The organism is Agromyces sp. Marseille-Q5079 (assembly GCF_051016555.1).
In the GTDB taxonomy this organism is placed as follows: domain Bacteria; phylum Actinomycetota; class Actinomycetes; order Actinomycetales; family Microbacteriaceae; genus Agromyces.
This window is the reverse complement of the sequence record NZ_JBPEJF010000001.1, coordinates 570,018-592,228: the sequence shown is the minus strand read 5'-3', so window position 1 is coordinate 592,228 and position 22,211 is coordinate 570,018. Positions and strand designations below refer to the sequence as shown.

Below are 22,211 nucleotides of genomic sequence, written 5' to 3'. Positions count from 1 at the left end.
CGGGCCGGATCGACACGACCGTGTAGTCGTGTAGCCGTAGAGCTCGAGTCTGCAGGGCGAGGGTCGGGAGTTGATGCTTGCGGCCGCGCTTGCCGTGCGGCGGGCCCCGCGTCGGTGGAGGAGCATCCCCTGAGAGCGATGTGGTGATGTGGTGATGTGGTGATGTGGTGATGTGGTGATGTGGTGATGTGGTGATGTGGCGAAGGGGTGCGGGTTCGTGGAGCGAGAGCCGACCGCCGATATTCGCCGCGGCGGACTCAGCGGCGGACTCAGCGGCGGACCCAACGGTGGACTCAGTGGCCGAGCAGGCCCTCCGGGTCTCGTACGACGACCTTTTCGCCACCGCCGTCGGCCCGCTCGCCCGCGACGCCAGGCGCTGAGCGGAACATGCGGGCGGCCGCGTCGCCGATGCGCGTGACATCCGCGAAGTCGAGCACGAGGCATCCGTCGTCGCTGACGAGTGGGGTGAGGCGGGCGAGCACCTCCTCGGCTCCGGAGAAGAAGATCTCGCCGCGCAGCGCGGCGATCGTGTCGGAGCCGTCGCGCGTGAGCGACGCGATCGGCGAGAGCGGGTCGCCACGGTGCTGCATCTGGTGCAGTTCGAAGCGCGCCGACATCGCCTCGAGCATCGCGACGCCGCGCACGCTGTTGCCTTTCGCGTCGAGCCGGGGGCTGAACGTTCCGATGCCGAACTGGCCGGGCAGCTCGGCCGCGATGCCGCCGCCGACGCCGCTCTTCGCCGGCATGCCGACGCGCAGCAGCCAGTCGCCCGACTCGTCGTACATGCCGCAACTCGTCATGACCGACGAGGTCCAGCGCGCGGCATCCTCGCTGATCACGCGTTCGTGCGTGATCGGATTCACGCCACCCGTGGCGAGCGTCGCCGCCATGGTCGCGAGGTCGCGCGCGGTCACGGAGATCGAGCACTGGCGGAAGTACGCCGTGGTCGCCACGTCGACCGGTGCGCCGAGCGTGCCCGCCGCGAGGGTGAGGAAGGCGAGCGCGCGGTTGCGGTTGCCGGTCGTCGCCTCCGAGGTGAACACCGCCTCGTCGACGGCGAGGTCGCGCCCGGCGAACCTCTGGATACCCGAATGGATGGCGGCGAACTTGTCCTCGGCGGTCTCGCCCGCCATGAGGGACGACATCACGATCGCGCCGGCGTTGATCATGGGATTCAGCGGGCGCCCGGTCCCCGGTTCGAGGCTGATCGCGTTGAACGGTTCGCCGCTCGGCTCGATGCCGACGTGCTTCAGCACTTCGTCGAGGCCCAGCGCATCGACCGCGAGCGCGAACACGAACGGCTTCGACACCGACTGGATGGTGAAGTGCGTGTCGGTGTCGCCCGCCTCGTGCACGACGCCGTGCACGCTGACGAGCGCGACGCCCAGGGGATCGGGATCCACCCGCGCGAGCTCGGGGATGTACGACGCGACCTCGCCGGAGGTCTTGGATCGCACCTCGTCGAGCACGGATTCGAGGGCGGAACGGACCGGATCGCGAACCTCGGTGGCGGCCATGCGGCACAGCCTACGCCCGGGCCGAACCCAGGCCTGGTCAAGGCGGCTGCCGGCACCGCTGTTGTCGTTGCGGTGAGGGTGGGTCGCTGTCGCGCGGGCTGTGGTGATGTGGCGATGTGGTGGTGTGGTGATGTGGTGCGGCGTCCCGACCAGCACCCGGGTTGCCGGCAAACCCTTGCGGGATTCTCAGAAAGTGGAATACCATTCCAAAATCGCAACGATGGAGGTGTGGTCGAGTGGCCAGGACACATGAACATGGCGGCGCGCAGCCGCTGCTCGAGGTGCTCGACTCCTCGTACGGCAGCGTCGACGTCGAGGCGGCGGCCGCGGCATCCGTGGGTGTCGAGGTGCGAGACGCACGCGGCACGGGCGCGTCCGAGCTCGGCAGTCTGAACGGCGGCACCCCGGCCGACGGCGTGCTCGTGCAGTACGCGAACATCACCGCCGAGGTCATGGACGCGAACCCCACGTGGAAGGTCATCGGCCGCTACGGCGTCGGCGTCGACACGATCGACCTGGCCGCAGCATCCGCTCGACGGATCCCGGTCGTGAACGTGCCCGACTACTGCGAGGAGGAGGTCGCGACGCACGCCGTCGCCCTCATGCTCGACGCGAACCGCCGCATCACCGCCGCCGACGCCCTCGTGCGCCGCGGCGAGTGGGCCGACTGGGCGCAGCTGCGCCCCATCGCCCCGCTGTCGACGGCGACGCTCTCGCTCATCGGCGTGGGCCGCATCGGGCGCGAGGTCATCCGCCTGATGCGACCGTTCGTCGGTCGCATCATCGCGCACGACCCGTACGCCGGCGACCTCGACGGTGTCGAGCTCGTCGACCTCGACACGGCGCTCGCCGAAGGCGACCTCGTGAGCCTGCACTGCCCGCTCACCGCGGACACCCACCACCTCGTCGACGGCGCCGCGATCGCCCGCATGAAGCCGACCGCCACCCTCGTGAACGTCTCGCGCGGCGGCCTCGTCGACGGCGCCGCGCTCGCCGAGGCCCTGCGCGATGGGCGCCTCGCCTTCGCCGCCCTCGACGTGCTCGAGACCGAGCCGCCCGCCGCCGACGACCCGCTGCTCGCCGTGCCCAACACGATTATCACCAACCACCTCGCGTGGTACTCCGAGGCGTCCGAGCAGCGCCTGCGAGCACGCCTCGCCGAGCGTTGCGCCGCCGTGCTGCGCGGGCACGACATCCCGTCGCTCGTCAATCGCCAGGGGCTCGCGGATGCCGCGGCGTTCGCCCCCGACGCATCCGGCCGCCATGCGACATCCGCCACCACCGCCGCAACCACCACCGACACCGCCCTGGAGCACGCATGAGCCTCGCCGCCGACTTCTCGCCCGCCGAACTGCGCGACCTGGCGCTCGAGCCGACGGGCGCGCCCGCCCGGGTGCTCGCGGGCGACCCGCAGACGGCCGAGCACGTGCTCGCCGCGCGCGACGGCCTCGAGATCGGCGTGTGGGAGGTCACCCCGGGGGAGTTCGCCTCGGCCAAGCCCACGAGCGGCGAGGTCATGCAGTTCCTCTCGGGCGAGGGCACGATCACGCACGCCGACGGCTCGGTCACCCGCATCGCGGCCGGATCGGTGCTCGTGCTCGAGCCCGGCTGGACCGGCACGTGGCGCGTCACGGCGACCGTGCGCAAGGTCTACACGATCTTCGATGCGCCGGCCGAGCCGGCCTCGGTGAGCCCCACGGCGAACGCCGACGCGTCCGCGGACGTGCCGGCCGCGGCATCCGAAACGCAGCGGAACACCGCCGACATCTGACCGAAATCCGATTTCGGTACGGTGTTTCAAAATCCAAGAAACGAAACGAACGAGAGGAGATGACATGACCGTGACGGATGCCCCGACCCCCACGACGCCCCTGGCGATCAACGCGGACCCCGTCATCCGGCGTCGCATCGGAGCGCTCGCCGCCCGAGTCGCGCTGCTCGCCCCCGTCGTCGCGATCTACGTGATCTTCTTCGTCTGGCCCGTCATCAGCGTACTCGGGCGCTCGCTCAGCCCCGATGGCAGCGGCTTCGACGCGGCGGCGCCGGTGATCGACTTCGGCAACTACCAGAAGATCTTCGTCGACGACTTCCTGCTGCGCATCGAGTGGCGCACCGTGCTGCTGGCGATCAACTCGACGCTGCTCACCGTGCTGCTCGCGTTCCCGACCGCGTACTTCATCTCGCGGCTCTCCAAGCGCACGGCGGGCATCCTCCTCCTCCTGATCCTCGTGCCGTTCTGGGTCTCGATCGTCGTGCGGCTCTTCGCCGTCACCTCGATCCTCAGCCCCAACGGCATCGTCAACCAGCTGAGCCTCGCGCTCGGGTTCGGCGAGACGTCGCTCCTCTACACGCAGGCCGGCACGCTCGTCGGCACGGTCATGTACCTGCTGCCCTACATGGTGCTCGTGCTCTACGCGGGCATGACCTCGGTCGACGACAACCTCGTGCTCGCGGCCCGAACCCTGGGCGCCTCGTCGGTGCGTACCTTCTTCACCGTCTACCTGCCCATGGTGCGCGGATCGATCGTGAGCGGCGCGCTGCTCGTGTTCATCCTCGGGCTCAGCTTCTTCCTCGTGCCAGCGATCCTCGGCGGCCCGCAGGAGCAGACCATCTCGGTCTACATCCAGCAGCAGATCGACGTGTACCAGTGGGGCATCGCGAGCGCCATGGGCATCCTCCTGCTCGTCGCGACGATCATCTGCTACGTCGGCGTCGTGAAGGTCGCCGGCAGCTTCCAGCCCGGCGGCGTCGGGCCGGCGCAGGCGAAAGGCGTCAGCACGTCGCTGCCGTTCCGGTGGTCGCCGTGGATGGCCGTCTCGGCCGTGGTGAGCTTCCTCACCATCGGGTTCCTCGTGATCCCCGTGCTCTTCGTCTTCCCGCTCGCGGTCGGCGAGACCGGCACGGTCGTCTTTCCGCCGCGCGGCTTCACGCTGCGCTGGTTCGGCGAGGTGTTCACCAGCCAGACCTGGCTCGGTCCCATCTGGCAGAGCACCGTCGTGGCGATCGGCACCGCCATGCTGTCGGTGGGCATGGCCCTGATCCTCGCGAGGGTCACGAGCCGCATGACGTCGACGCTCGGCAAGGCGGTGATCGGCGGCCTCGCGTTCGCCCCCATCGTGACGCCCGCGATCCTGCTCGCGATCGGCATCTTCGACGTCGAGCTGAAGCTCGGGCTGACCGGCACCACGATCGGGCTGATCTTCGCCCACACGATCATCGCCGCGCCGCTCAGCTACGCGCTCATCGTCGCGGCCATGAGCTCGGCCGACCGGGGCATCGAGGCCGCCGCCTGGACCCTCGGCGCCTCGCGCACCCGCGCCTTCTGGACCATCGTCGTGCGCGGCATCATGCCGAGCGTCATCGGCGCCTTCGCGATCGCGTTCGTCACCTCGTGGGACGAGGTCGTGCTCGCGCTCTTCATCCAGACCGGGCCGACCAAGACCCTGCCCGTCACGATCTACAAGTACCTCGAGAGCGGGATCGTCCCCACGGTGCCCGCCGTGGCCTCGCTCCTCGTGCTCGTCGTCGTGGTCATCGTCGTCGTGCGCGGCATGACGAACCGTGCGACCAGCCGGCGAACCGCCCGACTCTCGGCCCGACAGGAGAAGCCATGACCCTCTCGACCGCACGCCGCACGGGCGGCGCCGACACCCCGATCGCCGGCGACCGCCGCGGAGAGGTCGTCGTCTCGGACATCGGCCTCGACTACAACGGCGTTCCGGCTCTCGCCGACACCGACCTGCACGTTCACGCCGGCGAGTTCTTCACGCTGCTGGGCCCGAGCGGCTCGGGCAAGACGACCCTCCTCCGCATCATCGCGGGCCTGCTCGACCCGGCACGGGGCACGCTGCACATCGACGGCACGGATGTCACGCGCACGCCCACGCAGAAGCGCGACATCGGGTTCGTCTTCCAGAACTACGCCCTGTTCCCGCACCTCACGGTCGCCGAGAACATCGAGTACGGCCTCAAGGTGCGAAAGCTCCCCGCAGCGAAGCGCGCCGCGCGCGTCGCCGAGATGGTCGACCTCGTCGCGCTCGGCGGCTTCGGCGACCGCTACCCGTCGCAGCTCAGCGGCGGCCAGCAGCAGCGCGTCGCCCTCGGCCGCGCCCTTGCGCAGAACCCTCGTGTGCTGCTGCTCGACGAGCCGCTCGGCGCCCTCGACCGCGGACTCCGCGAGGAGCTCGGGGCCGAGGTGCGCCGCATCCAGCAGGAGTCGAACACCACCGCCGTCTACGTCACGCACGACCAGGAGGAGGCGTTCATCCTCTCCGACCGCATGGGCGTCATGCGCGACGGCCGCATCTGCCAGCTCGGCACGCCAGAACAGCTCTACCGGGAGCCGAAGGACCTGTTCGTCGCGAAGTTCCTCGGCAAGACGAACCTGTTCCCGGGGCGCATCACGGGCCTCGACGGGGCATCCACCCTCGTGAGGGTCGGCGGCAACGACCTCGTCGCGCGCGCCAACCCGGCCATCGCCGGCGACGAGGTCGTCTGCTCGGTGCGACCCGAGCAGCTGATCCTCGGTGGCGCCGGGGCGGCGGCCCCCGCGGGCCTCAACCGCATCGCCGACGCCGTGATCACCGAGGTGCGCTTCCTCGGCCAGCGACGCAGCATCCACCTCGACGCCGAGGGCATCGCCTGCTCGGTCGACCTCGACCCCGCGGCACCCGTGCCGGTCGCCGGCGATCGCGTGTCGCTGCTCGTGCGGCCCGGTGAGGTCGCGCTCGTCGCGGCCGAACCCGCCGCGCAGGCCTGAGCCGCGGCATCCGACCTGGTCGTCGCATCCGCTCGCACCTCGCCCGAACCCGCACCACTGGAGCCCGCACCACCGCACCGCATTCCGCAGCACAGCCCGAGCACCACCCAGCAGTCACGAGAAATCTAGGAGCAGCAATGAGTACCATCCGTCGTCACCGCCTCCTGCTCGCAGGAGCCGCGACGATCGCCTCGGCGATCGCCCTCACCTCGTGTTCGTCCGGCGATGCCGGAGCCCCGTCGGAGGCCGGCGCCATCAGCGGCGACATCCTCTTCTACGACACCAGCGGCGGCCAGGTGTGGGAGGAGCTGAACTCCACCCTCTTCGCCGACTTCACCGAGGACACGGGCGTCACCGTGACCGACGACTACAACGAGGCGGCGACGAAGTTCTTCGCCGCCTCCGAGGCCGGCCAGGTGCCGTGGAGCCTTGCGTTCCTGCCCACCGTGAACGACGCCGAGAAGGCCGCCGACGAGGGCTACCTCTCGAAGATCGACACGTCGATCGTGCCCGTCGACAAGCTCGTCGAGGGCACCTACAGCGACTACGGCATCGAGGTCGGCACGTTCGGCATGGTGCTGACGTGGGACGACGAGGCCTACCCCGACGAGAAGCCGTCGGAGATGGCCGACCTGTGGGACCTCGACACGTTCCCGGGCAAGCGCTGCTTCTTCAACAACCCGCAGTACGGCTGGACCCTCGAGGCCGCCCTGCTCGCCGACGGCGTCGCGCCCGACGAGCTCTACCCGCTCGACGTCGACCGCGCCCTCGCGAAGCTCGACGAGATCAAGGACGACATCACCTGGTGGACGAGCGGCGCCCAGTCGATCGAATCGCTCGAGAACGGCTCGTGCGACATCGGCATCCTCTGGGCGAACCGCGCGTTCGTCGCGGCATCCGAGAACGGCTTCCCGGCCTCCATCACGTGGAACCAGGCCGGCTACTCGAACTCGGTGTGGTCGATCCCGGCCGACGCACCCAACGCGGCCGCCGCGCAGGCGCTGCTCGCCCACGTGATCGAGAACACCGAGGGGCAGATCGCCCTCGCGAGCAAGGTGCCGACGCCGATCCCGGCTTCGGTCATCGGCCTCGAGCCCTCGTCGTTCCCCGAGGACGTGCAGCAGTTCCTGCCGATCGGCGACAACGTGACCGACTCGATCAAGCAGGACGTCGGCTACTACTCCGAGAACATCGACGCCGTGCTCGACCAGTTCAACCGCTGGCTGGGCGAGTGATCGACGCCGAGCGGATGCCGCGGACGATCGTTCGTCGGCCGCGACATCCGCTCGGCCTGAACCACCTGCACGGGCCCGCCGCAGCTCATCGGCGGCGGGCCGACGGAACGAAGGAGACACCCTGATGCGCATCGTCTGCATCGACACCGAAGCCCAGTACCGCGAGATCGTCGAGCGCGACGTCGTGGCGCCCCTGCAGGCGCAGGGCCACGAGTTCGCGTGGATCGACGGCGGGCGCTTCGACCGCCCCGAGGAGGCGATCGCGGCCGCGCAGGGGTTCGACGCGCTGTACATCATCGGCGACCAGGGGCCGCTGCCGGCCGGGCTGCTCGAGCAGACGCCGAGCCTGAAGCTCGTGAGCTTCGTCGGCACGGGCGCCCGCCGCTTCGTCGACATGGCGGAGGCCGAGCGATCGGGCGTCACCGTCACGAACGTGCCGGACTTCGCCAGTCAGAGCGTCGCCGAGCACGCGATCGCCCTCATGTTCGCCGTCGCGCGTCGCGTGGTCGAGGGCGACGGCATCGTGCGGTCGGGCGGCTGGGCGAAGCACCAGGGCGTGAAGCTCGCCGGCGAGCGCATCGGCGTCATCGGAGCCGGAGCCATCGGCGCCCGTGTCATCCGCCTCGCGAAGGGGCTCGGCATGGAGCCCGTCTACTGGAGCCGCACCGCCTCGCCGGAGCGCAGTGCCGAACTCGGCGCCGAGCAGGTGAGCCTCGAGGAGCTCGTCGCGACCTCGCGCGTCGTCTCGGTGCACCTCACGCACTCGCCCGAGACCGACCGGCTCGTCAGCCGCGAGCTGCTTGAGACGCTGCGCGCCGACGCGATCTTCGTGAACACGGCGCGCGCCGAGGTCGTCGACACCGAGGCGCTCGACGAGCTCCTCGCCGAGGGCCGCATCTTCGGCGCCGGCATCGACGTGTTCACCGAGGAGCCCCCGAACACGGAGGGCCTGCCGTCGGTGTCGAGCAACGCCGTGCTGACCCCGCACATCGGGTTCCACACGAACGAGGCCGATGACGTCTTCCGGCTCGCCGCCGAGAACATCCTCGCGTTCGCCTCCGGCACGCCGACCAACGTCATCCACTGAACCGTGCCACTCGCCAGCACCACCGAACCAGGAGCACCACGCATGCAGATCCGACACGCCTCGCACCCCGCCGACGTCGGCGGGCTCCCCAAGGCCGCCCTCCGCGAACGCTTCGTCGCCGACCGGCTCTTCGTGCCCGGCGAGCAGACGCTCGTCTACACGCACGAGGACCGCATGGTCATCGGCGGCGTCGTGCCGCTCGCGGGCTCGCCGATCGAGCTCGTGGCCCCCGCCGAGCTCCGCAGCGAGCGCTTCTGCGACCGGCGCGAGCTCGCCGTCGTGCAGGTCGGGCGCACGGGAACCGTGCTGGTCGACGGCGTCGAGTACACGCTCGACCACAAGGACGTCCTCTACATCGGCCAGGGCACGCGCAGCGTGACGTTCGCAGCGACGGGCGACGACGAGGCGGCGTTCTACCTGGCATCAGCGCTCTCGTTCAGCGGCTACCCCACGCGCCTCGTGCGCCTGCAGGACGCGAACACGACCCAGACCGGCGACGCCGCGACGGCGAACCGCCGCACGGTGCACAAGCACATCCACGCCGACGGGGTGCGCAGCGACCAGCTCGTGCTCGGCATCACCGCGCTCGAGCCCGGCAGCGTGTGGAACAGCATGCCCCCGCACACCCACGACCGCCGCACCGAGGTCTATCTCTACTTCGGGCTGCCCGAGGGGCACCGCATCCAGCACGTCATGGGGGAGCCCGACGACACGCGCACGCTCGTGCTCTCGGACCGCGACGCGGTGATCTCGCCGAGCTGGTCGGTGCACTTCGGATCGGGCACGACGAACTACGCGTTCGTGTGGGTCATGGCCGGAGAGAACCAGGCCTTCACCGACATGGACCAGATCCCGGTCACAGCTCTCGCCTGACCGGGCGCTGCCGCTAGCGTAGGGGCACCAACCCTGCGACATCCGCTCGACACCACCACACCTCACCGAAAGGGATGCCCCATGGTCGACACGTCGGAGAGCCGGCGCGACGCCGGCGGCACGACCGGCACGCAGAGCGTGGATCGTGCACTCCAGGTGCTGCTCCAGATCGCCGAGAGCCCGCCGCCCGGCCTCACGCTCGCGGCATGCAGCTCGATCCTCGGGTACTCCAAGCCCACGACGCTGCGCATCCTGCGCACCCTCGAGGCCCGGCAGTTCCTGCGGTACGACGAGGAGCTCGGCGTCTACACGCTCGGCATGGCGACCGTGCAGCTCGGGTCGGAGTACCTGAACCGGCTCGACCTTCGCCGCGCGGCGCTGCCCTCGATGCGCGCGCTCGTCGAGCAGACCCAGGAGACTGCCCACCTCGGGGTGCTGAGCGGGACGGACGTCGTCTACATCGAACTCGTCGACAGCCCGCATCCGGTGCGCGTGTTCAGCCGAGTCGGTGCCGCCGTGCCCGCCTACGCCACCGCGATCGGCAAGGCGATCCTCGCGTGGACGCCCGAGGCGACCCGGGCCGCGCACGTCTCGCACCCGCTCGACGCCCGCACCCCGTACACGCTCCGCACCGAGGCCGAGCTCGCCGAGGACCTCGTGGCCACGCGCGAGCGCGGGTTCGCGATCGACAACCAGGAGAACCGCGAGGGCATCCGCGGCTTCGCGGCGCCCGTGTTCGACTTCCAGGGCCGGGCCATCGCCGCGGTCAGCATCGCCGGCCCGGCGACGCGCATCCTGCCGGAGTCGGCCGAGGAGCTCGGGTCCCGCATCGTCGACACGGCGGCCGAGATCTCGGCCTCGATGGGGGCACCGCGGGGCGACGCGTGACGGGCGCGGACGCCGACCACGGCTCGCGACTCGCGGTCGTGACGGGCGCGAGCCGCGGCATCGGGCGGGCGATCGCGCTCCGGCTCGCGCGCGACGGCGCCGACATCGTCGGAGTGGGCTCGTCGGTCGACGGGCTCGCGGATGCCGCGGCCGACGTCCGTGCGCTCGGGCGGCGCTTCGATCCGCTCGCCGCCGACCTCGCCGATCCCCATGCCGCGCTCGGGCTCGCGTCGACGATCCTCGAGCGCCACGGCACGCCCGACGTGCTCGTGCAGGCCGCCGGCATCAACCGGCGGGCGCCCGCGGCAGAGCATCCGACCGACGACTGGGACGAGGTGCTCGGCGTCAACCTGCGGTCGCCGTTCATCCTCGCGCGCGAGCTCGGCCGCGGCATGCTCGACCGCGGCAGCGGCAAGGTGGTGTTCATCGCGTCGCTCCTGAGCTTCCAGGGCGGGCTCACCGTGCCCGGCTACGCGGCGAGCAAGGGCGGCATCGCGCAGCTCACGAAGGCGCTCGCCAACGAGTGGGCGGCGCGCGGCGTGAACGTCAACGCGATCGCGCCCGGCTACGTGGCGACCGACATGAACGAGGCGCTGCAGGCCGACCCCGTGCGGTTCCGGCAGATCTCCGAGCGCATCCCGGCCGGTCGTTGGGCGACGCCCGACGACATCGCCGGCGCGGCGGCGTTCCTCGCGTCGAACGACGCCGACTACGTGCACGGCATCGTGCTGCCTGTCGACGGGGGATGGCTCGGGCGCTGAACGCTCCCCGAGGTCGACGTCGAGAAGCGCACGAGCGGCAGGATGCCGCGTCCCGCACCGCAGCGCGCGAACGCCGGTCGGGCGACGCGCGCCGAGGCAGCGGCCTCGCACCACTGCGCGGCCGGCAGCGGCCCGGCCGTCAGGCAGCGGGCATCGCGACCGCGGTCAGGCGCTCCGAGACCTCCCAGATGCGGCGGGCGTCGTCGGCGCTGCGGTGGCGCGAGTACAGGTTCTGCTCCGCCGGGGCGCCGCGCCGCCCCGGCGGCCGAGGCCGCGCGGCCCGTAGCACCCGCCCGGCCTCGCATCGGGGGCGGTCGCGGGCATGAGCGCGGGCAGCTTCGCGGACTCCACGGTGCCGAGCAGGAGCTGGCGTGCCTGACGCTGCTGGACCCTGCGCTGTCGCACTCGCTGCTCGTCTACACCGCGGTCCCGGGCAGCGAGAGCGCCGAGCAGCTGGAACGGCTCTCAGTCATCGGGGCGCAGTCGCTGCGCTGAGCGGGCGGCGCGTCAGCGAACCGCTCACCGATCAGGCCGAGTCGCTCCGGGCACCGTCCGTGCCGAGGCCGCGGTCCTGGCGCGGAGCCATCGTCAGGCCGAGCGTGCCGAGCGTGGCCCCGCCGGCTCGTGCGAGGTGCGCCTCATCCACGAGTGCGCGCGCGGCGAGCACATCGACGGCGCCCCGTACGTCGGCCTCCATGCGCGCGCGGTCGGCGGGGCCCAGCTCGGCGAGCGCACGGTCGAGCCGGGAGAGGTTCCGCCTCCAGCGGGCGGAGCCAGACTCGGCCGGACCGCGGTAGAACACGAAATGCGCGACGCCGACCGCGACGTCGACGAGGAGGCCTACGATGCCGATGGCGCCGTCGGCGTTCGCCGTCGCGATGGCAGGCACGGCGATGAGGGTGCCGACGCCTGACGGAACGAGATGCATCGCGCCGAGCAGGCGCCCGATCTTCGGGTCGACGCCGACGGTGCCTCGCAGGTCGTCGATCATCCCGATGCCCACCAGCATGGCGCCGATCGCGGCGAGCAGGCCGGCCGTCCCGACGGGCGCAGGGTCGTCACGACTGGAGAGAAGCCATCCGACGAGCATGGCGCTGGCTAGCACCGGCAATGTCAGGGCGGCGATGTGCGACAGGGTGAGCAGGCAGCCCCACGGGGTTGCCGTGCCCTTCGCGAGGTCGCGCCAAGCCTCCGGGGGTGCAAACGGGGCGAGGGCGCGGCGGAGCTCGGGGCTGTCATGCACAGCGCGCGCCTCGAGCTTCCACCAGTCGATCGGCGTCCATGAGCCCACCGCGCGGGCGTACGTGGTAGCGGGGGAGTCGGTCACTAGAACACCTTCGCACGGCTGCACGCCCACGTGCAGCCGTGCAGCCGCGCAGCCCGAGTTCGCGAAGAGAAGGGCCGGGAGCCTTCGCTCCCGGCCCTCGTGGTTCCGGCCGCGGCGACGGGCCCCGCCGTCGCCGCCGACCGGTTCCGGTCAGCGCGCCAGCGATACCCCGAGCGTCGCCAGCACGCCGAACACGACGCCCCACAGGATGATCGAGATGACCTGCCAGAAGATGACGGTGTTGCGGTTCGCGCCGAACGAGACCATCGCGGCCGAGGTGATCTGGCTGGGCAGCATGGTCTGGCCGATGATGCTGACGCCCGCGACGCCGTACTTGTCGAAAGCGCGGCGCAGCTTCTCGCGGCGCGGCGACTCCTCGCGGTCGCTCCGGTCGGCCGCGGCGTCTGCACCGTCGAGATGTCCCGCACCGGACGCCCCATCGACCGGCGCCCCGGCCCCGACCAGCGCGCGGTTGCGTCGACGCCTCGCGACCGCCTTCGTGCGGGCGCCGTGGGCGGTGAACACGAAGATCAGCATCGAGATGACGTTGCCGATGACGGCGGCCGCGATCGCGAGGGCGGGCGGCAGCCCGATCACGACGCCGATGACCGCGCCGAAGTACGACTCGACGAACGGGATCGCCGCCACGATCATGACGCCGAGCCACTGGAGGAAGTCGGGGAAGGAGGCGGTGAAGTCCTGGAGTGCGTCGATCATGACGGGTCCTTTCGTGGGAAGCGAAGGCTGCTGCTCCGAACGGGAGCGGCTAGTGATGGGTCAAGCCTCCGCGACCGCGTCGCTGCCCGGCAGTGCCACGATGTCAGGTGTTCGCGTGGGCTTCCGCACGACGGAGCATGACAAATGTCACTGGCCTAGGCTCTGACCCATGCCTGCCGAACCCGCCCGGAGCGTGCACACCACGTGGCTCTATACGCTCGGGTCGATCGTCTTCTTCATCGGGTTCCTCGACGCCGTCGTGATGCTCACGATGCTCGAGGCGTACCGCGCCACGGGCGAACCCGCGACCGCGGTGCTCGTCGTGCTGACGCTCGTCGCGTCCGCGACGCAGATCCGGTACTGCTGGTTCCTCCGCGCCGGTCGTGGCGGCGGGCTGCCGCATCCCGGTTGGACGGCGGCGCTGCGCGTGCCCGCGGCATCCGTCTGGGTGCTCGGCCTGTTCGTCCCGGGCACCGAGCTCGCCTCCGCCGTGCCGCTCTGGGCCGCGGCATCCGTCATCGCCTGCCTGCTGCCGACTTCCCGGCGACGCACGCTGCTGCTCGCGAGCATCGGCCTGTACGTCTCGCACCCGATCCTCACCGCGTGGATCACGGGCGTGCCGTTCTCGTTCACCGCCACGTCGGAGCCGTTCGTGCTCAGCCTCTTCGTGGCGATGCTGCCGCTCATGCTGCTGTCGAGCCTGTGGTGGTGGGAGGTGGTCGTGCAGCTCGACCGCAACCGGCGCACCGCCGCCGAGCTCGCGGTGACGCAGGAGCGGCTGCGGTTCGCGTCCGACCTGCACGACATCCAGGGCCACCACCTGCAGGTCATCTCGCTGAAGGCCGAGCTCGCCGAGCGCCTGCTCGAGGTCGATCCGGCAGCCGCGCGCGAGCACATCCACGAGACGCGGCTCATCGCGAAGCAGGCCCTCGAAGAGACCCGATCGCTCGTCGCGGGCTACCGGCAGGTCGCGTTCGACGACGAGCTCGAGAACGCGCGCGAGGTGCTCACGGCGTCGGGCGCCGCCTGCGACCTGCGGCTCGGGCCGTTGCCGGCGGGAGCCGCCGCGCAGAGCGCGCTCGCTTCGGTCGTGCGCGAGGCGACGACGAACATCCTGCGGCACAGCGAGGCGACGACCGTGACGATCGAGCTCAGGACGACGGGCGGGCTCACCGAGCTGCGCATCGTCAACGACGGGGTGACGGATGCCGCGGCATCCGCTGCTCGCGACCGCGGCGGTGTGCGCGCCGGAGCTGGTGTCGGTGTCGGTGTCGAGGCGCGGGGGTCGGGGCTCGCGGGCCTGCGCGAGCGCCTCGCGGCCGTGGGCGGCGCGCTCGAGACGGTGACGGATGCCGCCGCCGGTCGCTTCGAGCTCCGGGCGACCGTGCCCGTGGGCGAGCGGGTGTCGGCGTGAGCGCGGCGGCGGGCGAGGGCGGTGCGGCACGCGGCATCCGACTGCTGATCGCAGACGACGAGCACCTGATCCGCGGCGCACTGGTCGCGCTGCTAAACCTCGAGCCCGACATCGAGGTCGTCGCGAGCGCCGACAACGGGGCATCCGCCGTGGAGCAGGCGATCGCGACGCGGCCCGACGTGTGCCTGCTCGACCTCGAGATGCCCGAGGCCGACGGCATCGAGGCGGCGGGCCGCATCCTCGCCGCGGTGCCGACGCGCGTCGTGATCGTGACGCGGCACGCGCGCCCCGGCGTGCTGCGCCGGGCGCTCGCGTCGAAGGTGTCGGGGTTCGTGCCGAAGTCGACGCCGGCGGAGGATCTCGCGCACGTGATCCGCGACGTCGCGGCCGGGCGTCGGTACATTGATCCCGAGATCGCCGCGACGGCGCTGACCGCCGAACGCTGCCCGCTCACCGACCGCGAGCTCGACGCGCTGCGGTACAGCCGGTCGACGATGAGCGTGCAGCAGATCGCCGACCGCCTGCACCTCGCGCAGGGCACGGTGCGCAACTACCTGTCATCGGCGATGACCAAGCTCGACGCGAGCTCGCGGCACGACGCGGCCGAGCGCGCCTGGCAGCAGGGCTGGATCTGACGCGACGTCCGTGCGGCGCCGGTGCGTTGCTGCGGAGGTGTGCGTCGCTGCGTCGCGCGGGGCGGGAGCGGGGCGGCGTCAGGCGGCCGCGATGGTCGTCTTCGTCAGGCGCTCCGAGACCTCCCAGATGCGGCGGGCCTCGCCGGCGCTGCGGAGGCGGGAGTACAGCTTCTGCTCGGCCGGCGCGCCGCCGAGGTGCCCGAGGCCGCGGGGTCCGTAGAGCGCACCCGGTTTCGCGGCCGGGTCGGTCGCGGCCATGAGCGCGGGCAGCTTCGCGGTCTCGACAGTTCCGAGCAGGATGCCGCGCGCGGAGAGCGCGCTGATGAGCTTACGGCCCGTGGCGTCCTCGCCGCGGCCGAGCTCGGGGCGGGCCGCCAGCAGGTTCGTCGGGGCGACCCCGGGGTGCGAGAGGTTGCTCGTGATGCCCCATCCGTTGGCCGCGCTGCGCCGGTCGAGCTCGAGGCCGAACAGCCCGAGCGCGATCTTCGACTGGCTGTAGGCCTTCATGCCGTCGTACGAGCGCTCCCAGTTCAGGTCGTCCCAGTTGATGGCGCCCTGGTTCGCGGCGATGCTGATCTGCGAGGTGACCCTCGCCCGCCCCGCCTTGAGCAGCGGGAGCAGGTGACCCACGAGCGCGAAATGGCCGAGGTGGTTCGAGCCGAACTGCAGCTCGAAGCCGTCGGCCGTGGTCTGCCGGTCGGGCGGGGTCATGACCCCGGCGTTGTTGACGAGGAGGTGGATCGGCGCACCCTCCGAGCGCAGGGTCTCGCCGAGGGCGGCGACGGACGCGAGCGAGGCCAGATCGAGGTCGCGAAGCGAGACATCCGCCCCCCGATTCGCCTGCGTGATGCTCGCGATCGCTCGCTCGCCCTTCTCGCGGTTGCGCACCGGCATGATCACCTCGGCGCCGGCCGCGGCCAGGCGCGCGGCGATGCCGAGGCCCATGCCGTCGCTGGCGCCGGTGACGACGGCGCGGGTGCCCGAGAGATCGGGCACGGAGATGTCGATGTGCTTGCGTGGCATGTGCTTGGCTCCTGCCGGTTGCGTGGTGATGGGTGTCGTGGTGTCGGTGGTTCCACCGTCGCTGATCGGCGCCGAGGTATTCAGGGCCTGTCGATCCCCGGATCGGCGATCCGAGGTTGCGCCTGCTCGATCGCGCCGAGCGGGGGATCGGTCGATCCGGGGATCGGCGGGCCGTGGCTGCGCGGGCAGTCGCGCGGTAGAAAGGGAGCGGCAGTCACGAGGGGGACGCATGGAGATCGATCGGGCCGGACTGGCGGGGTTCCTGCGCCGTCGCCGCGAATCACTGCAGCCTGAGGATGTCGGGCTGCCGCGCGGGCAGCGCCGCCGCACGAGCGGACTCCGGCGCGAGGAGGTCGCCGCGCTCAGCCACATGTCGACCGACTACTACTCGCGCCTCGAGCGGGAACGCGGTCCGCAGCCGTCGGAGCAGATGATCGCCTCGATCGCCCAGGGCCTGCACCTCTCCCTCGCCGAGCGCGACCACCTGTTCCGGCTCGCCGGCCACACCCCGCCGACGCGCGGCGCGGCGAGCGAACACATCAGCCCGGGACTCCTGCGCATCTTCGACCGCCTGCAGGACACACCGGCTGAGATCGTCACCGAGCTCGGGGAGAGCCTGCGGCAGACCCCGCTCGGGGTCGCGCTCACGGGCGACCTGACCTCGTATCGCGGCCCGGCCCGCAGCATCGGGTATCGATGGTTCACTGACCCCGCCACGCGGGAGCTCTACGCGCCCGAGGATCACGCGTTCCTCACCCGCCTCTGGGTCTCGGGACTGCGCGAGGTCGCCACCTTGCGCGGCCCCGACTCGCGGGCGGCCGAGTACGTCAACCTGCTCCTCGCGCAGAGCGAGGAATTCCGCGACGTGTGGGAGTTGCACGAAGTCGGCATCCGCCCGCGCGAGGTCAAGCACTTCGTACACCCCGAACTCGGCATCCTGGAGTTGGCGTGCCAGACGCTGCTCGACCCGGCGCAGTCGCACTCGCTGCTCGTCTACACGGCCATCCCGGGCAGCGAGAGCGCCGAGAAGCTGGAACTGCTCTCGGTCATCGGGGCGCAGTCGCTGCGCTGAGGGTGGGTGTCACCGTCTCGCGGGCTGTGGTGATGTGGTGATGTGGTGATGTGGTGCGGCTTCTCGAACCATGACCCGGTTGCCGGCAGCGGTATCGAAGTCTGTGGCGATGTGGCGATGTGGTGCGGCTTCTCGACCAGCACCCGGTAGCCGGCGACGGTATCGAAAACTGTAGCGATGTAGCGATGTAGCGATGTAGCGCGGCTCCCGGATCAACAACCCGGATCGTCGGGCGCGGCGGTGCAGTCGCCTCGGGTGAGCACGGTGTCCATCTCGCCGACCAGCACCGGGCGCGGCTCGCTCGCGACGGACAGGGTTCCGGCGATCGACTGCCACCCGGACCCGCCGAAGCGATACTCCGCGGCCAGCGCGACCTCGAGCGTCACGGTGTACTCGCCCGCCTCGGCGTAGACGTGGCTCGTGCCGGTCGCGGTGAACTCCTTCTGGCCGAGCTCCGCCCACGAGGCACCAGCGCTGCCGCTCTCGACCACTGACCCGTCGCTGTGCAGCCACCGGAAACCGACCGGCGTGAAGCGAACGTCGGCGGGCTGGCCGAGCAGGGTTCCGGGAACCACCTGAGCGGATGCCGCAGCCACGAAGTTCGCTGGAAGCCCAACGACTGCCCAGCCGCCGGGTTCCATGTCGTTGCCGGGCGCGGCGGGACGGAATGCGGCGATGTCCCTGAGAGTCACGACGGTCGGCGCGACGCCGGGTTCCGGTGTCGAGGGAGGGGTCGTGGGAACCGGAACGTCGATGCACTCGAGGTGCCCCGCCTGGCACACCTCGGGCCACTCGATGGGCTCGCGCTTCGGCGCGGTGGGGCTGAGGTTGTCATCGTCCTCGCCGGTTGCGTAAGTGCCTTCCGAATGATCGTTGCCTGCGCTCCCGCCTTCCCGAGTTCCAACAAGCTCGACCTCGTCTGGATCAACCAAGCTCGCGACTTCGCAAGTGCCGGCGAGCACATCGATCCGCGAACATCCCGAAACGGTGAATTGGGCGGCATTCGCAACTAACCCGCCCGTTGCGCTGAGCAAGAGTGCGACGATCACGCCAAGCAGAAGTTTTCGCGTTCCCATAGGACCTTCTCGTTGACTTTGAGTTCTGCAGGATGCGCTCCAGCGACCACGACTGTGTAGGGAACGTCTGAGACGCGATCGTCCGCGACAACCGATGTGCCGCTGTCATCGATGAGGTCCAGTGCATGGATGTCATCGCAAACGTATGCAGTGATGGAAATCGAGTCGGCCGTGGCGTCAACTTCTTGAACACTATGAATCGAAAACGACGCGGATCCCTTGGTGCGGAGGCCTTCTGCTGTGAGCTCCTCGGCTGCCTGCTGCTCGTCGAGGAGCGCTTGACCGGACGCAACTTCGGACAGCCCGTCTACGTCCGCGCCACCGCCGTTTGTGACGTCGACGGAAGCCTCGAGGAACTCGCCATACGACGCTTGGAATGCCGAAATCGCCTCCTCGTCGGACGCGAAGATCGGCGCGGCGTCGTCGCTCGCGGTCGGGCGCGGCGAGGAGGTGGGGTCGGCGTCGGCGGAGCATCCGCTCAGGGTGAACGCGAGCGCAGCGGCGGTGGCGGCGAGGGTGAGGCGTCGCGCACGTGGGATGGGCATGCCCACCACCATAGGCGGGCTCGTCGGCGAGCGACGGCGGCTATCCACATGCGTCCGGGGCGGGTGTGGAGGGAGCGCGGCATCCGCTCGCGACCGCGATATCGTCGTCAGGCCGCCCACCAGAAGGAGCCCGATCCATGCCCGAACTCATCCTCTCCGGCAACGACCTGCAGACCGTGCCGGTCGTCGTCTCGATCGCCAAGGAGCTCGGCTACGAGGCGACGCAGCCGTCGGAGCGCAGCATCAAGCTCGAGCGGGGCAACCTGACGAAGACGCTGCTGCTGGGGGCGATGGCGGGCAAGAACTTCCACATCTCGTTCACGTTCGACATCGGCGTCGACCAGCACGGCAACACCTGGCTGCGGTTCGACCAGGACGGCGCGCTCGGCGCGGTCAAGGGCGGCGCGATCGGGTACGCGAAGAGCAAGAACGCCTACGCCGAGTTCATCGACACCATCCGCCGGGAGACGACGCAGCGCGGGCTGCTGCTCGGCGAGCGGTAGCGCACGGCGGGCGGCGCGGGCGGCGCGGGCGGCGCGGGCGGAGCGAGGGGAAGAGCTCGGCTCGCGGCATCCGCTCGCCGACTCGCGCCTGCAGGCCGACGCGGCCGACCGGCGCCCGCCGGCGCCCGCCTCACCCCTCGGTCGCGAGCGCGTACTCCCCGTCGGCGCAGGCCGTGACGAGCCATCCGCCGGGCTGCTGCTCGAGCTCGACCCGGCTGAGGCCGGTAGAGTCGGCGATCGTCGGCTCGGCCTCGCCCGGAACCCACACCACGAGGCCGCACGAGGGCTCGTCGACGACGCCGGTGAGCGACATCCGCCCGCCGTCGTCGCCCGCGGTGCCGGCCGAGAGGCTCGTGAGCGTGCCTGGAGCGGCCTGCGGGTAGGCGCGGCTCAGGATGCCGAGCAGCTGCTCGGGGCGAGGGGCGTCCTCACCGGTCGCGCAGTCCTCGGGCACGAGCGCGTTGCCGAACTCGCCGATGCCGTTCTGCGGGTCGCCGCACGACTGCTTCCACACCCAGTAGGCGCTGGCCTGAACGCGCCGATCCTCCTCGGCGGCGTAGCGCGACAGGCGCTCCACTCGGGAGTCCATGTCGCCCCAGTAGCCGTACTCGCCCGACCACATCGGCATGCCGTGCTCGTCGGCCACGCGCTGGGCGAGCTCGAACTGGCGCTCGGTGCTGACGATCGTCGGGATGCCGAGGGAGCGGTCCATCGTGATCGACTCGGCGTAGAGGTGCGGCGAGAAGACGACGTTCGGGTCGTCGGTGAAGCCGAGCGAGGGGCCGCTGTCGATGCCGAGGCCCGACCACAGGATGCTCGGCTCGACGAACACGATCTGCGGCGCGCCGGCCGCGCGGATCGCGTCGATCGCGGCATCCGAGAACTCGCCGAGCTTCAGCGACGTCGTGACGGGTGCCGTCTCGCCGAAGCCGGGCTCGTTGAGCAGGTCGAAGCCCGCGACCGCCGGCTCGTCGGCGAACTCGCCCGCGAGCTCGCCCCACGTGCGCACGAGGGCCTGCTGCACGCCGTCGGTGTCGAACCAGAAGTGTTCGAACGCGCGGTCGCCCGCGGGGGAGATGTCACGACCGGTGAACGAGCAGCGCGGCGCGCCGTCGAACTGCGTGGCCCACTCGGGGGCGCCGTCGTAGCCCCACATCGGGTCGGTGCCGGGGCGGCACTCGGTGCCCTCGGCCGTCGCCGCGTTCGACCAGCCGTCCTGGTGCATGTCGAGCACCGTGCGGATGCCGTGCGCCTTCGCCCAGCCGACCGCTCGCTTGATGGTCGCGAGGTACTCCGCGTCGAGTTCGCCCTGCTCGGGTTCGAGCGCCGACCACGAGAGGTTCAGGCGCACGACGTCGAATCCGTACGAGGCCATGTCTGCGAAGTCCGCCTCGGTCAGCGGGCGGGTCGCCGGCACCTCGGCGCGGGGCTGGTAGAAGTCGACGAGCTGGTTCACGTTGACGCCGCGCAGCAGCACCTGGTTTCCGTCGCCGTCGGCGATGCGCCCGTTCTCGACGCGGAGGAATCCGGCCGGGGCGGATGCCTCGCCGCGATCGGTCGCGGTCGCCTCGGCCGGTGCCGGGGTGAGCAGCGAGGCGGCGATGGCGGATGCCGCGATCACGGCCACGGCCACGGCGACGCCCGCGGCGGTGGCGGCCCGCGCAGGCGTGCGCGCGGGTGCCGGGGCGGGCGCGGTCGACGGGACGGGTGCGGGCGTGGGGGCGCCCGGGGTGGCTGTGGTCGCCACGGGCGTCGTCGCCGTCCCGGGCGTCGCGGATGCGGCATCCGTCGCCAACGCGGCATCCGCTGCCGTGCGCCGCGCCCGCAGCCGGTCGGCGACGAGCGCGACGAGGGCGACGATCCAGCCGGTGCAGGCGCCGAACGCGAGCCCGTCGGCGACGTGGATGTACGCCCCGAGGAGCGGCCACATGTCGCCGGCGAAGCCATCGTCGACGAGGAGGCCGACGAGGCTCTGTGCGAGCCCGAACACGCCGCCGGCGACGAGGGCGGCGAGCCATGCGCCGAGGAATCCGGGCACGCGGTGGCGCATCCAGCGGAGGCTGAGCCAGGCCGAGCCGACGAGCAGGGCGATCGCGATGAGCATGAGCACGGGGCCCGAGTCGGCGCGGGGAGTCGGGACGAGTGGGCCGTAGGCCGCACCCGTCCACCAGGTGCCCGCGAGCAGTGGCGCCGCCGCGCCGAACGCGATCGCACCGGGCCACACCGACCCGCGCTCGTGCACGCGGAGGTCGCGGGGCCCGCCGGCGAACCGCACGACCGCGGCCACGATGAGCGCCGACGGCACGGCCTTCGCCGCGACGTATCCGGCCGCCCACCCCGCGAGCGCGAGGTCGCCCGTCATCGCGAAGCACGCCGCCGCCTGCGCGAGCAGCGCCGCGAGCACGACGCCCGCGGTCATCGTCCAGAAGCGCTGGCCGGCGCGCACGGCCGCCCACCACACGACGGCGAGCATGACCGGCACGAACACGAGGTACCGCGCGACCGGCCAGCCGAGTTCGATCCGCGGGGTGCCGCCAGGCCACCCGACGAGCGCGAGGAGCCCCGTCGGATCGATGACAGCCTGCAGGATCAGCAGGGCGGATGTCGCGGCGACAGCGACGATCGGACGGCGGGCTTGACGCATGACACTCCATCGTGACGAGTTCGGGTCAGATCAGCATCCGCACTGCGCCCGGCGGGGTCAAGAGTGGACTGGGACAAGTGACCCAGTTGTGACCTTCGGCGCGTCCCGGCCCGGCGCGGGCCGGGCCTGGCCCAG

The 22,211-nt window shown here is 71.2% G+C and carries 20 protein-coding genes; 13 read left to right on the top strand and 7 right to left on the bottom strand.

Going from position 1 to position 22,211, the window contains the following annotated elements; genetic code table 11:
• Nucleotides 1–293 precede the first annotated feature (293 nt).
• Complete coding sequence (gene glsA, locus ACR3IO_RS02755; RefSeq protein WP_434069626.1) at nt 294–1,517, bottom strand: glutaminase A; 1,224 nt, start codon at nt 1,515–1,517, stop codon at nt 294–296.
• Between the two features lie 236 nt (nt 1,518–1,753).
• Here glsA and ACR3IO_RS02750 point away from each other — a divergent pair, with 236 nt between their 5' ends.
• From ACR3IO_RS02750 to ACR3IO_RS02710, 9 genes are all read left to right on the top strand, one after another.
• Nucleotides 1,754–2,839, top strand: coding sequence for a C-terminal binding protein (locus ACR3IO_RS02750; protein ID WP_434069625.1), 1,086 nt, complete (start codon nt 1,754–1,756; stop codon nt 2,837–2,839).
• A complete protein-coding gene (locus tag ACR3IO_RS02745) occupies nt 2,836–3,288 on the top strand; it encodes a cupin domain-containing protein (RefSeq protein WP_434069624.1) in 453 nt (150 codons plus the stop codon). The genes ACR3IO_RS02750 and ACR3IO_RS02745 overlap by 4 nt, the downstream gene beginning before the upstream one ends.
• 64 nt (nt 3,289–3,352) lie before the next feature.
• Entirely contained in the window at nt 3,353–5,131 is a 1,779-nt protein-coding gene (locus ACR3IO_RS02740; protein WP_434069623.1) for an ABC transporter permease, read from the top strand.
• A complete protein-coding gene (locus tag ACR3IO_RS02735; protein WP_434069622.1) occupies nt 5,128–6,276 on the top strand; it encodes an ABC transporter ATP-binding protein in 1,149 nt (382 codons plus the stop codon). Before ACR3IO_RS02740 ends, ACR3IO_RS02735 begins: the two co-directional genes overlap by 4 nt.
• Before the next feature lie 137 nt (nt 6,277–6,413).
• Nucleotides 6,414–7,511, top strand: a complete 1,098-nt coding sequence (locus tag ACR3IO_RS02730) for an extracellular solute-binding protein (RefSeq protein WP_434069621.1) — start codon at nt 6,414–6,416, stop codon at nt 7,509–7,511.
• A 124-nt stretch (nt 7,512–7,635) separates the two neighbouring features.
• Nucleotides 7,636–8,598 (top strand): 2-hydroxyacid dehydrogenase, encoded by a 963-nt coding sequence (locus ACR3IO_RS02725; protein WP_434069620.1) that lies wholly within the window; start codon nt 7,636–7,638, stop codon nt 8,596–8,598.
• Nucleotides 8,599–8,640: 42 nt separating this feature from the next.
• Complete coding sequence (gene kduI, locus ACR3IO_RS02720) at nt 8,641–9,471, top strand: 5-dehydro-4-deoxy-D-glucuronate isomerase (protein ID WP_434069619.1); 831 nt, start codon at nt 8,641–8,643, stop codon at nt 9,469–9,471.
• Between the two features lie 81 nt (nt 9,472–9,552).
• Nucleotides 9,553–10,359, top strand: coding sequence for an IclR family transcriptional regulator (locus ACR3IO_RS02715; protein ID WP_434069618.1), 807 nt, complete (start codon nt 9,553–9,555; stop codon nt 10,357–10,359).
• Nucleotides 10,356–11,120, top strand: a complete 765-nt coding sequence (locus ACR3IO_RS02710; RefSeq protein WP_434069617.1) for an SDR family oxidoreductase — start codon at nt 10,356–10,358, stop codon at nt 11,118–11,120. Before ACR3IO_RS02715 ends, ACR3IO_RS02710 begins: the two co-directional genes overlap by 4 nt.
• A gap of 526 nt (nt 11,121–11,646) precedes the next feature.
• On the opposite strand, the gene ACR3IO_RS02705 is transcribed toward ACR3IO_RS02710, so the two are convergent.
• Complete coding sequence (locus tag ACR3IO_RS02705) at nt 11,647–12,477, bottom strand: hypothetical protein (RefSeq protein WP_434069616.1); 831 nt, start codon at nt 12,475–12,477, stop codon at nt 11,647–11,649.
• 120 nt (nt 12,478–12,597) lie between these two features.
• A complete protein-coding gene (locus ACR3IO_RS02700) occupies nt 12,598–13,164 on the bottom strand; it encodes a hypothetical protein (RefSeq protein WP_434069615.1) in 567 nt (188 codons plus the stop codon).
• Between the two features lie 169 nt (nt 13,165–13,333).
• Here ACR3IO_RS02700 and ACR3IO_RS02695 point away from each other — a divergent pair, with 169 nt between their 5' ends.
• Nucleotides 13,334–14,578, top strand: a complete 1,245-nt coding sequence (locus tag ACR3IO_RS02695; RefSeq protein WP_434069614.1) for a sensor histidine kinase — start codon at nt 13,334–13,336, stop codon at nt 14,576–14,578.
• Nucleotides 14,575–15,213 (top strand): response regulator transcription factor, encoded by a 639-nt coding sequence (locus tag ACR3IO_RS02690; protein ID WP_434069613.1) that lies wholly within the window; start codon nt 14,575–14,577, stop codon nt 15,211–15,213. The genes ACR3IO_RS02695 and ACR3IO_RS02690 overlap by 4 nt, the downstream gene beginning before the upstream one ends.
• Before the next feature lie 78 nt (nt 15,214–15,291).
• On the opposite strand, the gene ACR3IO_RS02685 is transcribed toward ACR3IO_RS02690, so the two are convergent.
• On the bottom strand, nt 15,292–16,236 hold the full coding sequence (locus tag ACR3IO_RS02685; RefSeq protein ID WP_434069612.1) for an SDR family oxidoreductase: 945 nt from the start codon (nt 16,234–16,236) through the stop codon (nt 15,292–15,294).
• Nucleotides 16,237–16,465: 229 nt separating this feature from the next.
• Here ACR3IO_RS02685 and ACR3IO_RS02680 point away from each other — a divergent pair, with 229 nt between their 5' ends.
• Entirely contained in the window at nt 16,466–17,308 is an 843-nt protein-coding gene (locus tag ACR3IO_RS02680) for a helix-turn-helix transcriptional regulator (protein WP_434069611.1), read from the top strand.
• 212 nt (nt 17,309–17,520) lie between these two features.
• Here the strand turns inward: ACR3IO_RS02680 and ACR3IO_RS02675 are convergent, their stop codons facing one another.
• Nucleotides 17,521–18,357 carry a PKD domain-containing protein gene (locus tag ACR3IO_RS02675; protein ID WP_434069610.1) on the bottom strand — a complete coding sequence of 279 codons (837 nt, stop codon included), beginning with the start codon at nt 18,355–18,357 and terminating at the stop codon, nt 17,521–17,523.
• A complete protein-coding gene (locus tag ACR3IO_RS02670) occupies nt 18,354–18,929 on the bottom strand; it encodes a hypothetical protein (protein WP_434069609.1) in 576 nt (191 codons plus the stop codon). The genes ACR3IO_RS02675 and ACR3IO_RS02670 overlap by 4 nt, the downstream gene beginning before the upstream one ends.
• Nucleotides 18,930–19,066: 137 nt before the next feature.
• Between ACR3IO_RS02670 and ACR3IO_RS02665 the strand changes: the two genes are divergently transcribed.
• Nucleotides 19,067–19,432 carry a hypothetical protein gene (locus ACR3IO_RS02665; RefSeq protein ID WP_434069608.1) on the top strand — a complete coding sequence of 122 codons (366 nt, stop codon included), beginning with the start codon at nt 19,067–19,069 and terminating at the stop codon, nt 19,430–19,432.
• A gap of 130 nt (nt 19,433–19,562) precedes the next feature.
• Here the strand turns inward: ACR3IO_RS02665 and ACR3IO_RS02660 are convergent, their stop codons facing one another.
• A complete protein-coding gene (locus tag ACR3IO_RS02660) occupies nt 19,563–22,076 on the bottom strand; it encodes a glycoside hydrolase family 5 protein (protein ID WP_434069607.1) in 2,514 nt (837 codons plus the stop codon).
• Nucleotides 22,077–22,211: the final 135 nt, after the last annotated feature.